The following is a 13,276-nucleotide window of genomic DNA, read 5'->3' as shown; positions in this document are numbered from 1 at the left end:
GCATGGCGGATGCCACGCAAGCCCGTCAGGCCGCAGCCAATGCCGGTGCTGGGGTGCTTACCCTTGAGCGCGAAGCCCATACGCTGGCCGACCGCCTGCCGGAGATACTGATCAACGCGCAACGCATCGCGCATACGGTTGCGCACGGCCTGCACGGTCGGCGGCGCTCCGGGCCGGGCGAAACGTTCTGGCAGTTCCGGCAGTTTCAATCGAGCGACACGCTGCGCCAGATCGATTGGCGGCGCTCGGCAAGCTCCGATCATCTGTTTGTGCGCGAGCGCGAGTGGGAGGCGGCGCATACCGTGTCGCTGTGGTGCGATCTGTCGCCGTCGATGGATTTCCGCAGCCATCTGGCGCCGGTGACGAAGCGCGACCGGGCTCTGCTGATAACGCTGGCTGCTGCCGAACTGCTGGTGCGCGGCGGCGAGCGGGTTTCGCTGCTGGGCCTGACCCCACCCAGCGCCAGCCGCAAGGCGACGACGCGCATGGCCGAAGCGGTGCTGGCGCATGAAGGCAGCGAAGCGCAACAGGCCACGCAGCCGCCGAAGGTGACACTGGCGCGGTTTTCCGGCGCGGTGATCGTCAGCGATTTTCTCGATCCCATCGAACGCACACGCACTCATATCGAAGCACTGGCCGCCGATGGCGCCGTCGGCCACCTGATCGAGATCGTCGATCCAGCAGAAGAAACACTGCCCTATGACGGGCGCACAGAATTCCTCAGCCCCGATGGCGGCCAACGATGGGTGGCGGACCGCGTCCAGACATTGCGCGCGCGCTATCAGGAGCGTATCGCCGCTCACCGCGCGGAAGTGCGTGAGCTGGCGCAACGGATGGGCTGGTCGTTCCTGGTGCACCACACTGACCATTCGCCCACCGAGCCGTTGCTGTCGCTCATCATGCGTATGCAGGGCAGCGGCGCCGATCATCGCTGGCAGTCGCAGGAAAGCGCGACCGCAGAGCATCTACAGCAGCCGGAGGCAAATCGATGAGCCTTGGCGCGCTGACGTTTCTCAGTCCGTGGTTGCTGGCTTCGCTGGCTGCCCTGCCGATCATCTACTGGCTGCTGCGCACCGTTCCGCCCAGCCCGCGGCAGGTGACATTCCCGCCGACGCGCATTCTTGTCGGACTTGAGAACAAGGACAAAACGCCGGCGGCATCGCCCTGGTGGCTGACGCTTATCCGTCTGCTTGCAGCAGCGCTGTTCATTTTCGCGCTGGCCGATCCGGTGATGAACCCCACGCGTGAAGCGGCGCTGAAGGGCACCGGTCCGATCGCCATTGTGGTTGATAACGGCTGGTCTTCGGCCGCGCACTGGGATCAGCGCAAGCGCATGATCGACCGCCTCATCACCGATGCTGAGGGGCAAAGCCGCGCGGTTGTGATTGTGCCGACAGCTCCGACGTCGAAAGGCGCAACAGCTCAGATTGAAGCACCGTCCGATGCCCGGTCGACCGCAGCCGCGCTGATGCCGCAACCGTTTGCGCCGGATCGTCTGGCGGCTGCAAATACGCTGGCCGCAGCGGTGGAAGGCGCGGCTGGCGGCACCAGCGTTGTATGGCTGAGCGACGACATCGATCACGACGGCAATGCAGCCGCCGCAGCCGCAAAGCTGCGCGAACTGGCCACCGATGGCACGCTGGCAGTTGTTGAGGACGGCGGCAATCGTGAGCCGCTTGGGCTCAACGCTGGCATTGGCATTCAAAGCGGTCGGCTCGAAGCACGCATTCTGCGTCCCAACGGCGACGGCACACGCGATGGCTTTGTGCACGCCATCTCAACGCGCGGGCAAAGTCTGGCCGAAGCAAGCTTCAGATTTTTGCCGGGCCAGACCGAGCTTGTCGTGCCGTTCGATCTGCCGCTTGAACTGCGCAACCAGATTGGCCGCGTGGAAATCGCGGGCGAGCGGGCGGCCGGTGCCGTCAGCCTGATCGACGCGCGCTCGCAATGGCATCGCGTGGCGCTGATTTCCGGCGAGAGCCGCGAACAGGCTCAGCCACTGCTGGCGCCGCTGTATTACATCGAGAAGGCGCTCGCCCCCTCGGCTGAACTGATCCGGCCGAAGGGCTCCAATCTGGTCGCCGGCATCCAGGAAGCACTGTCACAGAACGCCAGCGTGCTGATGCTGGCCGACATCGGTACGCTTTCCGGCGACGCTGCCCATCACGTTGCCGACTGGGTTGAGAAAGGTGGCGTGCTGGTGCGCTTTGCCGGGCCTCGGCTTGAGAACGGCGGCGATGAGCTGCTGCCGGTGCCGCTTCGGCTTGGCGGCCGCACACTCGGCGGCGCGCTGTCATGGTCGACGCCGCAAAAGCTCGGCCCGATTGAAAATCAGAGCCCGTTTGCCGGACTGACCGTGCCGCCGGAAGTTACCGTCAACCGTCAGGTGCTGGCCGACCCTGCGATGCTGGGGCCCGACGTGCAGGTGTGGGCGCGGCTGGAGGATGGCACACCGCTCGTCACCGAGCGCAAGCTTGGACAAGGCCGCATCATTCTGTTCCACGTCACCGCCAACACCGACTGGTCCAACCTGCCGCTGTCGGGGCTGTTCGTTGAAATGCTGCGCCGTATTGCAGCGCTTGGCACCAGCGTTGCTTCAGGCGATGCCGGCGGGTCGGTTGCCGCCGATAACGCTGTCGCCACCGCCGCCGACATGCCGGCCGTGCTGCCGCCACTGCAAACGTTGAACGGCTATGGCGTGCTTGGCCCGCCACCGCCAACCGCGCAGCCTGTGGCTGCCGAAAAGGCGCACGATCTGGTGCCTACTCTGGACCATCCGCCCGGTTACTACGGTGCGGGAAATGCTCCGCGCGCCATCAACGTTCTGCACGCCGACAGTTCGCTTGCACCGTTGCCGCCGCTACCTTCCGGAACCGACCGCTTGAACTATTCCAGTGAAAGTTCACAACCGCTCAAGCCATGGCTGCTGCTTGCGGCTCTGGGCCTGTTGTTTGCCGACATGATCGCCGTGATCCTGTTGCGCGCCGGTGGCTTCGGCGGTTTCCGACGTCGCACGCAACGCCCCGCTGCAGCGGCACTCGCGCTCGCGATTATTGGTGCCGGAGCGATGCTGACGGTCGTGCCGCCGCAGGCGTTCGCGCAAACATCCGGTGCTTCACCGGGTGCCGCGGCGGTGCCGCGACCGCAGAACCCGTCAGTCAATCAGGCAACTGACGAACGCGCGATCGAAGCCACCGCCAAGGTGACGCTCGGCTATGTGCTGACAGGCAACGCTGAAGTTGACGAGATCAGCCGCGTCGGCCTCGACGGTCTCGGGCGTCTGCTTTCCGTGCGCACCGCCATCGAGCCGGGCCGACCGCTGGGCATCAACATTCTCACCGACGAGATCGCATTTTATCCGGTGATCTACTGGCCGGTGCTGCCCGATGCGCAGGCGCTGCCCGAGGACGTGCTGGCCAAGATCGACGCCTACATGAAACAAGGCGGGCTGATCGTTTTCGACACGCGCGATTACGGTCTGGGGCTGACCGGAACGGGTGGCCCGAGTGAAGCGGCGCTGAAGCGCATTACCGGCAAGCTGGATATGCCCAGGCTGGAGCCGGTGCCTGAAAACCACGTGCTGACGAAGGCGTTCTATCTGCTGCGCAACTTCCCGGGTCGCTGGGATGGCGGTCAGCTCTGGGTTGAAGCGCTCGACAACGATGACGGCCCGAGCCGCCGCGCGCGCATTTCCGATGGTGTCACATCCATCATCGTGACGGCCAACGATCTGGCTTCGGCATGGGCACTCGATGAAAGCGGCCGCCCGCTTTATCCCACCGTTGGCGGCGGCGAGAACCAGCGCGAAATGGCTTTCCGCACCGGCGTCAACATCGTGATGCATGCGCTGACCGGCAACTACAAGGCCGATCAGGTGCACGTGCCGGCGCTGCTGGAACGGCTGGGACAGTGAGGCAGCCATGAACTGGTCGATTGATTTTGCTCCGATGCTGCCGACGCCGTTCTTCTGGGCTGCCGGCGTGCTGGCGGCGCTGCTGATCGGATATCTCATCTATCGCGGATCACGCGGCGCGTTGCTGCGTGCTGCTGCAATCGCCGCCGTGCTTGCCGCGCTCGCCAATCCGATCCTGCGCGAAGAGCAGCGCGAGAGCCTCGCCAACATCGCCATTGTTGTTGTCGACGAAAGCGCCAGCCAGACGCTGGGCAAGCGCGCCGAGCAGACAGCGGCTGTGCGCGAAAACCTGGAAGCCAAGCTCGGCAAAATTCCGAACCTTGAAATCAAGTGGGTGGCGGCATCGCGCCCCGATCAGACAACTACGCCGGGCACGCATCTGTTTGGCGATTTGAACAAGGCCCTCGCCGATACGCCGCCGGATCGTCTGGCGGGCGTTATCATGCTGACCGACGGTCAGGTGCATGACGTGCCCAAATCCGCAGAAGCGCTCGGCTTCGATGCGCCCGTGCATGCGCTTGTGACCGGCGCGCCGGATGAATTTGACCGCCGCATACAGATCCTGTCTGCGCCGCGTTACGGCATTGTCGGCCAGTCGCGCGAGATCGAAGTTGTGGTGCGCGAATCGGGCCGCAAGGCCCACGCCGCCGAACCGCTCTCCCTCACCATCCGCCGCGAAGGCCGCGAGGATGAAACCGTTGTGACGACGGTGGACCGGCCGGTGAAGATCGAGATGCCATTCCCGCACGCCGGGCAGAACATCCTCGAAGTTGACCTGCCGACCGCGCCCGGCGAACTGACGCCCGCAAACAACCGCGCCGTGGTGGCCGCCGAGGGCGTACGCGAGAACCTGCGCGTGCTGCTGGTATCGGGCGAACCGCACGCGGGCGAGCGCACATGGCGCAACCTGCTGAAGTCGGATGCCGCCGTCGATCTGGTGCATTTCACCATTCTGCGTCCGCCGGAGAAGCATGACGGTACGCCGATCAACCAGCTGTCGCTGATCGCATTCCCGACGCGTGAGCTGTTCTCGGAGAAGATCAACGATTTCGATCTGATCATCTTCGACCGTTATCAGCATCGCGGGCTGTTGCAGCTGCCGTACTATGACAACATCGCGCGCTATGTGACCGAGCACGGCGGCGCGCTGCTGGTTGCCGCTGGCGATGACTATGCCAGTAACCTGTCGCTGTTCCGCACGCCGCTGTCGCCGGTTCTGCCCGCAGTGCCCACGGGGCGCGTATTGCAGGAACCGTTCAAGGCCAAGCTGACCGAAGACGGCCGCAAGCATCCGGTTACGCAGGGGCTGACCGGAGCCGGGCCGATCAACGGCCAGCCGAGCTGGGGCCGCTGGTTCCGCCAGGTCGAGGTGCAGCCGGATCAGGGCCGCACGCTGATGCATGGCGTACAAAAAGAGCCGCTGCTGATCCTCGATCACAAGGGCAAGGGCCGCGTTGCGCTGCTCACGTCCGATCAGGCGTGGCTGTGGGCGCGCGGCTATGACGGCGGTGGTCCGCACAGCGATCTGCTGCGTCGTCTTTCGCACTGGCTGATGAAAGAGCCCGACCTTGAAGAGGAACGTCTGATCGCCAGCGCGCGCGGCCTGAAGCTGACGCTTGAGCGCCGCTCGATGGAAGAAAAGGTTGAGCCGATCACGCTGTCGGCGCCCGGCGGCGACACATCGCAGGTGACGCTGCAGCCGGAAGGCAACGGCGTGTGGCGCGCAACCATCGATGTGAAAGTCCCCGGCCTCTACAAGGCCCAGACGATGGGTCCGGAGGGTGAGCTGCAGGCTGTTGCGCACGCCGGCATCGACGATCCGATCGAGATGAGCGAAGTGACGGCAACGGACGCCAAGCTGTCGCCCATCAACGAAGCGACCGGCGGCGGCGCATTCTGGACCAGCACGTCGGCCGAGGCGACGCGCGCCGATCCGGCATCGGTTGCAGTGCCGCGCGTATCGATGCTGTCCGGTGCGAAGGTGCTGGCCGGATCGGGCTGGCTGGGCCTGAAGGACCGCGAAGCGTTCGTTACCCGCGGCGTAAAGCTGACGCCGATGTTCACCGGCTTCGGTGCGCTTGCCGCGCTGCTGCTGCTGATCTCGCTGGCCTGGTGGCGCGAGGGGAAATAGATTTTTAGAACTGACAAAGATGTCGAGAGGCTTTGCGTGCGGTGAGGGTGGTGCCGGCTGTGAGCCGGCGCTCGCGCCGGGGGCCGTTGGCCCCTTGCCGCCTTTGGCGACAGAGATGAATTATCGTGTTGCCCGCGCCAACCTGACAATCACCCAGATCCACGCCAATGCCGCTATCGCGGCCAGAATGACCGCCAACTGCTGCACCGCCTGCAAATCGATGGCACTCACTTCGGGACGCGCGCGGCTGTAATATACTGTGAGCCACGCGTCGCCCTGTGACAGCGCTTCAAAGCGGCTGTGGCTGATGGCTTGTCGCGCGGTGTACAGGCGCCCGTCCCCATCCCGGAAGCTGTAGCGCGCGAAATATCGCTCGCGATCGCCGACAATGATCCTGCCGAGTTTGGGCTCACTCTCAGGCGTAACCGATAGCGCTTTCGCCGAGCCCTCATCGGCGACGATCAGCCAGTAGGTGTGGCCATACCAGACGGCCAGCATTGATGCGAACAGCGCAATGGCGACCGGCATTCCGACGCGCCTTTTAGATTCCGCTCGCAAAGTTGCCGTCTCCATCCATGTCGGCGCCATTCATCCACGCCCAAGTTGCAGCAACAGTGCGGCGCACGTTTGCCCAATGGGGCGACTCGCCTAGCGTCGGCGCAAACTCAAAGTTTGTCTGCGGGAGCACAGGGCATGAGCCTTCTTTATCGCATCGTCTATGCGGCCCACGCCAACGGCACACACCACAAGCTGGCGCTCGACGCGCTGCCGCTGTTGCGCGCGCCGGATGCCGACCGCTGGCAAAACCTGTTTCTGAAGCACGCGCCGAAGTTTCTCGAAGGCTCCAAGGCCCCGGACAACACCTTCAAGGATTTCAAGAACCACGTACTGCACGTGCGCGACAAATATTGGGGTGGTGCGCCCGAAAAGGCAGCGGAATGGTATGGCAAGCTGATCGCAGAACTGCGCGCGGAACAGTGGGAACAGGCCGTATATTCCGCTGGCGTGCTGAGCCACTATTACACCGATCCGATCCATCCATTTCATACCGGCCAGACGGAAGCGGAAAACGTCATCCACCGCGCCTGCGAGTGGAGCATCAATCGCTCGTATGACGATCTAGCCAAGCTCGGCCGCCAGCGCAGCGCGGCGCAGCCAGCGGACGTTCCGGTGCCACAAGGCCCGAACTGGCTGAAGGAAATGGTGTGCAACGGCGCGGATCTTTCCAACAAACAGTATGAGCGCCTGATCGGTCACTATGACATTCATCGCGGTAGCGCTGATCCGCGCGCGGGTCTGGATAGCGTTGCGCAGAAGCTCGTCGGCGATCTGATCGTTTATGCGGCCGCCGGATTTGCGCGCATTCTCGACCGCGCATTCGCGGAAAGCGGCGCAACGCCGCCGGATGTTTCGCTGACGGCAGAAACGTTTGTCGCAACGCTGCAGATCCCGGCCAAATGGGTGCAGAAAAAGCTGGCCGATGCAGCGGACCGCGCTGCCGTTCTGGCCATGTACGACGAACTGCAAACCACCGGCCGTGTTGAGGCAACGCTGCCCGAAGATGACCGCGTCGTGCGCGATCTGCACGCTGTCGAGGTTGAAGCGCCGCGCCAGAAGGAGCTGGCGGCCCAGCGCGCGAGCAGAATTGCAGCGGTGGATGTTGGGCCGGCAACATCGGCAACGGTCGCGGCCGTAACAATCGCTAGTACTGGTGCTCGTGCTAGCGCTAGTGCTAGCACTAGTGCGACGCGGTCTGTGCAAGCAGCGCCGCAAAAGTCGGCACCCGCAGCAACAGTTGCGGCTAGCGCGCTTGATGCTCCGCAAGCGGTTGCCGCCTCAGCACCGCCATCCGCGTATCAGAAAGCTGCAACCGCTCCCGCCCCTCAGCCCGCTCCGACAGGCGCGACTTCGGCAGCGGCGCCTGCTCCGATGGCGACGGCAGCTTCGACAACATCACCACCTCAACCGGCACCCATCGCACCGGCACCCACCTCGTCAACGCAATCAAATCCTGTTCCGGCGGTCGCGGCACCTGCGTCGCTCATTGCGCGCATGGCAAACCTTGGCTCCACCGAAGCTCCCGCCAATCCCGACAAGGCGGCGCCTGCGCCCGCCAATGATACGCAGCCGCGTCACACGGGGGAAAACTCCGACAAACCGCGCGAGGCGGCACAGCCGCGTTTTTATCTCAAGCCTTCAGATGATGTCGCTGCCGGTCCTTCAATCGGCCCGAAGACGGCGGATCGCCTCGCCAAGGTGGACATCTTCTTCGTCGCCGATCTGATCGCTGCCGATGCAGAAAAACTGGCGAAAAAGCTGAAGAACATCGGCATTCGCCCTGACACATTTGTGCTTTGGCAGCAGCAGGCGCAGCTGGTGATGGACGTGCCCGGACTGCGCGGCACCCATGCGCAATTGCTGACCGGCGCGGGATATACCTGCGCCGACACAATCGCCGCCGCCAATGATGACGCGGTTTGCGCCGCCGTGCTCAAATATGCGGCCAGCACAGAAGGGCAGCGGTTGCTGCGCCAGGGAGAGCCACCGGCCCGCGAGAAGATCATCGGTTGGGTGAGAGCCGCCGCCGCTACGCGCGACGCGGCTTAAATCCCGTGGAGAGGTGCGCGGGCAAGGGTTGCATCCTCAAGCGAGACATCGCACATTAGAGACGTTCCGAGGGGCGCCGGAGGTAACCGGCTGAGATTGCGCATCGTGCGCGAGCACCCTTAGAACCTGATCCGGTTAGCACCGGCGAAGGGACGGAATATGACAGGCGCACCGCGCGCGAAAGCGCTTTTCCTATATCTATCCGCCATGCTGGGGCTGGTCTCCGGCACTGCATCCGCGCACGCTGCGTGCCAACGCACGCAGATTGAAGGCGCGCGCTATGTCGTGTGCGAATTCAAGGCCAGCGACAGCATCGAGCTTTTTTTGCGCGATGACGCGGGCGCCAACATCGGCCAGTTCGACCGTGTGCGCAAAACACTAGCCGCGCGTGGACGTCAGCTCGTTTTCGCAATGAACGCTGGCATGTATCACGACGACCGCTCACCCGTAGGCCTCTATGTCGAGAACGGGCGCGAGGTGCAGCGCATTTCCACCGCCAACGGCTGGGGCAACTTCAGCCTGAAGCCGAACGGTGTGTTCTTCATCACCGACGACGGCGCGGGTGTGCTGGAAACCGATCAATACATCCGCAGTAAAATCAAACCGCGCTTCGCAACGCAGTCGGGCCCGATGCTGGTCATCGACGGCAAGCTGCACCACCGCTTTCTGAAGGACGCCACATCGCGCTATCGCCGTAACGGCGTCGGTGTCGATGGCGACCGCGTGGTCTTCGCCATCAGCGACGACGCGGTGACGTTTCACCAGTTCGGCCGCGCCTTCCGCGACGTGTTCAAGACGCCGAACGCACTTTATCTCGACGGCTCCATCAGCCGTCTCTTCGCGCCCAACCTCAGACGCTACGACTTCGGCTTCCCGATGGGACCGATCGTAGGCGTATCCATTCCATCGCAAAACGATAGGTGAAGCCATGAACAAGCCGACGCGCCAGTCCGAGCTCACCCTGCCCAACGTAACGACCGGAGCGCTGCCCGCCTCGCGCAAGGTCTATTCCGCGCCGGAAGCGTTCCCGGATCTGCGCGTGCCCTTCCGCGAGATTGCACTGGCGGAAAAGAGCGGCGAAGCGCCGGCGCGGGTTTACGACCCTTCCGGGCCTTACACTGACGAAGCCGCGAATATCGATCTGGAACGCGGACTGCCGCGCCACCGCGAAGCGTGGATTATCGAGCGCGGGGGCGTTGAGCGCTATGTCGGCCGCGAAGTGAAGCCGGAAGACAACGGCCACGTTTCCGGCGCCCGCGCTGCACGCGACTTCCCCAACAAACCAAAGCCTTTTGTTGGTGCGGGCGACTCCCCTGCGGGGAGCCGGCCGCCCGCACTAACGCAGCTTGAGTATGCGCGTGCGGGCATCATCACCAAGGAGATGGCCTACGTTGCGCATCGCGAAAACCTCGGCCGTGCTGCGATGCTGGAGCGCGCCAACGCCGCGCTGAATGACGGCGAAAATTTTGGCGCCGCCATTCCGCCTTTCATCACGCCGGAATTCGTGCGCGATGAGATTGCGCGCGGCCGTGCCATCATTCCGGCTAACATCAATCACGGCGAACTGGAGCCGATGATCATCGGCCGCAACTTCCTGGTGAAGATCAACGCCAACATCGGCAACTCCGCCGTCACCTCATCGGTCGAGGAAGAGGTGGAGAAGATGGTGTGGGCGATCCGCTGGGGCGCCGACACGGTGATGGACCTCTCCACCGGCCGCAACATCCACACCACGCGCGAATGGATTTTGCGCAACTCACCCGTGCCTATCGGCACCGTGCCGATCTATCAGGCGCTGGAGAAGGTCGGCGGCGATCCGGTGAAGCTCGATTGGGAAGTGTACAAAGATACGCTGATCGAGCAGTGCGAACAGGGCGTCGATTATTTCACCATCCATGCGGGCGTGCGCCTGCGCTACATCCCGCTGACCGCAAATCGCGTCACCGGCATCGTTTCGCGCGGCGGCTCCATCATGGCCAAGTGGTGCTTAGCGCATCACCGCGAGAGCTTCCTCTACGAGCGCTTCGACGAGATCTGCGACCTGATGCGCCGCTATGACGTGTCGTTCTCGCTCGGCGACGGCCTCCGCCCCGGCTCCATCGCCGATGCGAACGACCGCGCGCAATTCGCCGAGCTGGAAACGCTGGGTGAGCTGACGAAAATCGCCTGGGACAAGGGCTGTCAGGTGATGATCGAGGGACCCGGTCACGTGCCGATGCACAAGGTACAGGTGAACGTGACCAAGCAGCTCAAGGAATGCGGCGAAGCTCCGTTCTACACGCTGGGGCCGCTCGTCACCGACATCGCGCCAGGCTACGATCACATCACGTCCGGCATCGGCGCAGCGATGATCGGCTGGTTCGGCACCGCAATGCTCTGCTACGTGACGCCGAAGGAGCATCTGGGCCTGCCCAACCGTGACGACGTGAAGGTGGGCGTCATAACCTACAAGATCGCCGCCCATGCTGCTGATCTCGCCAAGGGCCATCCGGCGGCACAGTTGCGCGACGATGCGCTGTCGCGCGCGCGCTTCGATTTCCGCTGGGAAGATCAGTTCAACCTGTCTTTGGATCCCGACACCGCGCGCGCCTATCACGACGAGACGCTGCCGAAGGATGCGCACAAGGTGGCGCACTTCTGCTCCATGTGCGGGCCGAAGTTCTGCTCGATGGAGATCACGCAGCAGGTGCGCGATTACGCGGCCAAGCTGAATGAGCAGCAGGACGGCATGGACGAGATGAGCCAGAAATTTCGTGACATGGGCGCGGAGGTTTATGTCGAGGCCGCATCCGCGACGCCAGACCAAACGTAGCCAACACGCGCGAACTCTGCATCTCAGGTGGAGGAGATGCAGAGAAATTCGCTAGCACCGACGATGATCGGAGCAGCAGGGCACCTTTCTGTGCCCCGCGTTTGCGGCGTTATTTTCGAAGTTCCACCGTCGCGTGTTGAGCCGCCGGAAGGAAAACCTGCATGCAATTCCCGGTGCCTGTCTCAATCACCCACGGGTGCGTGCGGTACGTGTCGATCGTCACCTGATGGCCCGCGCTCAACCGACCGTAGTCTTGCAGTTTGCCGTTGAAATCGATCCACTTCAGGATGCGATCCGAACCGGCAGAGTTGATGAAGGTGATCTTGGTCGCTTCATTGGAATTCTTTGACCGCAACCCCCTGCGCTCGGAACATTTGCGTTCAGCCGCCCGTGCCGATGCGGGAACTGCCTGTGCTACGCGAGCGGCGGCTGGCTGGCCGGGTGCGTTTGCGGTTGTAGCCGCGGGCTGCAAATCAGCGCCAAGCTCAACGGTCGCGCGTTCGTCCCCCGGCAGGAAAATCCGCAGACAGTCCCCTGATGGTGTCGCGATAAGAAAAGGGTGCGTTCGGTAGGTGTCGATCGTCACCTGCTCGCCCACCTTCAGCCGGCCGTTGTCTTGCAGTTTGCCGTCATAGTCGATCCACTTCACCAGGCGGTCAGACCCGGACGCATTTATGAAGGTGATCTTCGTCTTCACCCCGGCGTCTAGCGACCGCATCGCCTTGCGCTCGGTACATTTGAGCCCAACGGCTTGCGCTGACGGAGGGACTGTTTGCGCTGCCTGAACGGTCGCTGCCTGCGGCTGGTCACCCAGTTTCTTCAGGTAGGCCCGCGCCAGATCGGCGTGGAAGCCGCTAGGAAATGAGTTGATGAAGGCATGCCAGGCGTCAACCGTTCCCAACTCTTTGGCTAGCGCGAAGGCTGAGGTTTCTGCGGGATCCGATGCCTGCGCCATGGCTGGCGGCACGCCGAAGGGTGCTATTGAGGAGAGACCGGCAAGCGCCGAAACAGCGAGAAATGGTGCGAACACAAATACAGAAAACCGGACAGTCACTAGCATCCTCCAACTCGCGGCGCGCCATTACGCCGGATTTGGTATAACGAATGCATGGTTTGTTGTCGTCGCTAAACGGTGCCTGCCAGATGGGCAGATCTAGGCATGGTAAGCGGGCGAGAAGTCAGCGACTCGGAGCAGAGCGCGGTCCACCTGCTCCCGAAGGTCAGCGCGGCGGCTTATGTTGAGGCGGGATCGAGAGGTGATCTGAGAGATGAGCGCGCGCTCTGGACCGCTCACAGTCCCCCGCTCTGAAAAGCATCTACTATCTCGAAAAATTCGTTCAGATCCGCGATGGCCAGTGTTGCCGGCAGAACACTCGCCAACTCATCGCGCTTGCGGAGAATGCGTTTGTCGTTCGTTATGAAGTAAGCGCAGCCCGCTTCGGAGGCTTCGGATATGTGCAATGCGTCGGCGGCGTGCCTGCCGGGCGCTGCATTGCCCTGCAATATTACCCGGACTTTGAATCGGCTGTCTTGCTGCGAGAGCGTCAGCCTTGGCCTCAGGTTGAATATCTGCGGGACTATCGCCTCTTGAATTGAAGTTGGTGTGCGCGGATTCTGCACCTCATCTCGCACACCGGCAGCGACGACCAGTCGAAGTCTTCCTTCCGACAAAAGGATGCGAAAACGATCCACCAGCAGATCGGCAACGCCTCCCGTGTAGTCGAGCGCGTTTGCGTCACACGCAATGTTGGCATTGCGCGGGTCGATGGAGTGGCGGGTGTTCATGGGATCAATCGACCAAGGATGCGTCGAG

General features: G+C 63.2%; 9 protein-coding genes and 1 riboswitch. Of the genes, 6 read left to right on the top strand and 3 right to left on the bottom strand.

Features of this window, described 5'->3' with window-relative positions; translation table 11 throughout:
* Nucleotides 1-2: 2 nt before the first annotated feature.
* Genes C6Y62_RS14005 through C6Y62_RS13995 form a run of 3 tightly spaced genes read left to right on the top strand, consistent with a single transcriptional unit; the run spans nt 3 to nt 6,044 of the window.
* The gene (locus tag C6Y62_RS14005) at nt 3-992 is read left to right on the top strand and encodes a DUF58 domain-containing protein (protein WP_173954452.1); all 990 of its coding nucleotides are present in this window, start codon (nt 3-5) and stop codon (nt 990-992) included.
* Nucleotides 989-3,913, top strand: coding sequence for a DUF4159 domain-containing protein (locus C6Y62_RS14000; protein ID WP_173954451.1), 2,925 nt, complete (start codon nt 989-991; stop codon nt 3,911-3,913). Before C6Y62_RS14005 ends, C6Y62_RS14000 begins: the two co-directional genes overlap by 4 nt.
* A 7-nt stretch (nt 3,914-3,920) precedes the next feature.
* Nucleotides 3,921-6,044: a hypothetical protein gene (locus C6Y62_RS13995; protein ID WP_173954450.1), complete on the top strand. Its 2,124-nt coding sequence runs from the start codon at nt 3,921-3,923 to the stop codon at nt 6,042-6,044.
* A gap of 120 nt (nt 6,045-6,164) precedes the next feature.
* Here the strand turns inward: C6Y62_RS13995 and C6Y62_RS13990 are convergent, their stop codons facing one another.
* Nucleotides 6,165-6,572, bottom strand: a complete 408-nt coding sequence (locus C6Y62_RS13990) for a DUF3592 domain-containing protein (protein WP_173954449.1) — start codon at nt 6,570-6,572, stop codon at nt 6,165-6,167.
* Between the two features lie 165 nt (nt 6,573-6,737).
* On the opposite strand from C6Y62_RS13990, the gene C6Y62_RS13985 reads away from it, so the two are divergent.
* The 3 genes from C6Y62_RS13985 to thiC all read left to right on the top strand — a co-directional run bounded on the left by C6Y62_RS13985 (nt 6,738) and on the right by thiC (nt 11,463).
* A complete protein-coding gene (locus C6Y62_RS13985; protein WP_173954448.1) occupies nt 6,738-8,651 on the top strand; it encodes a DUF4332 domain-containing protein in 1,914 nt (637 codons plus the stop codon).
* A gap of 59 nt (nt 8,652-8,710) precedes the next feature.
* A riboswitch (TPP riboswitch) is annotated at nt 8,711-8,821 on the top strand.
* Between the two features lie 37 nt (nt 8,822-8,858).
* On the top strand, nt 8,859-9,575 hold the full coding sequence (locus C6Y62_RS13980; protein WP_068465000.1) for a phosphodiester glycosidase family protein: 717 nt from the start codon (nt 8,859-8,861) through the stop codon (nt 9,573-9,575).
* A gap of 4 nt (nt 9,576-9,579) precedes the next feature.
* Nucleotides 9,580-11,463: a phosphomethylpyrimidine synthase ThiC gene (gene thiC, locus C6Y62_RS13975; RefSeq protein WP_173954446.1), complete on the top strand. Its 1,884-nt coding sequence runs from the start codon at nt 9,580-9,582 to the stop codon at nt 11,461-11,463.
* 109 nt (nt 11,464-11,572) lie between these two features.
* Here the strand turns inward: thiC and C6Y62_RS13970 are convergent, their stop codons facing one another.
* Both C6Y62_RS13970 and C6Y62_RS13965 read right to left on the bottom strand, forming a co-directional pair.
* Nucleotides 11,573-12,517, bottom strand: a complete 945-nt coding sequence (locus C6Y62_RS13970; protein WP_173954445.1) for a VHL beta domain-containing protein — start codon at nt 12,515-12,517, stop codon at nt 11,573-11,575.
* Nucleotides 12,518-12,753: 236 nt separating this feature from the next.
* Nucleotides 12,754-13,248 carry a PIN domain-containing protein gene (locus C6Y62_RS13965; protein ID WP_173954444.1) on the bottom strand — a complete coding sequence of 165 codons (495 nt, stop codon included), beginning with the start codon at nt 13,246-13,248 and terminating at the stop codon, nt 12,754-12,756.
* Nucleotides 13,249-13,276 lie beyond the last annotated feature (28 nt).

It is taken from the genome of Hyphomicrobium sulfonivorans (assembly GCF_013306565.1).
Lineage (GTDB): Bacteria > Pseudomonadota > Alphaproteobacteria > Rhizobiales > Hyphomicrobiaceae > Hyphomicrobium_A > Hyphomicrobium_A sulfonivorans.
The sequence above is the reverse complement of the archived record's forward strand: the minus strand, read 5'-3'. Positions and strand labels throughout refer to the sequence as shown.

Excerpts from the sequence above, each read along its gene's own strand:
- C6Y62_RS14005 (WP_173954452.1), top strand. The coding sequence starts at position 3 with ATGGCGGATGCCACGCAAGCCCGTCAGGCCGCAGCCAATGCCGGTGCT.
- C6Y62_RS14000 (WP_173954451.1), top strand. The coding sequence starts at position 989 with ATGAGCCTTGGCGCGCTGACGTTTCTCAGTCCGTGGTTGCTGGCTTCG.
- C6Y62_RS13995 (WP_173954450.1), top strand. The coding sequence starts at position 3,921 with ATGAACTGGTCGATTGATTTTGCTCCGATGCTGCCGACGCCGTTCTTC.
- C6Y62_RS13990 (WP_173954449.1), bottom strand. The coding sequence starts at position 6,572 with ATGCCGGTCGCCATTGCGCTGTTCGCATCAATGCTGGCCGTCTGGTAT.
- C6Y62_RS13985 (WP_173954448.1), top strand. The coding sequence starts at position 6,738 with ATGAGCCTTCTTTATCGCATCGTCTATGCGGCCCACGCCAACGGCACA.
- C6Y62_RS13980 (WP_068465000.1), top strand. The coding sequence starts at position 8,859 with ATGCTGGGGCTGGTCTCCGGCACTGCATCCGCGCACGCTGCGTGCCAA.
- thiC (WP_173954446.1), top strand. The coding sequence starts at position 9,580 with ATGAACAAGCCGACGCGCCAGTCCGAGCTCACCCTGCCCAACGTAACG.
- C6Y62_RS13965 (WP_173954444.1), bottom strand. The coding sequence starts at position 13,248 with ATGAACACCCGCCACTCCATCGACCCGCGCAATGCCAACATTGCGTGT.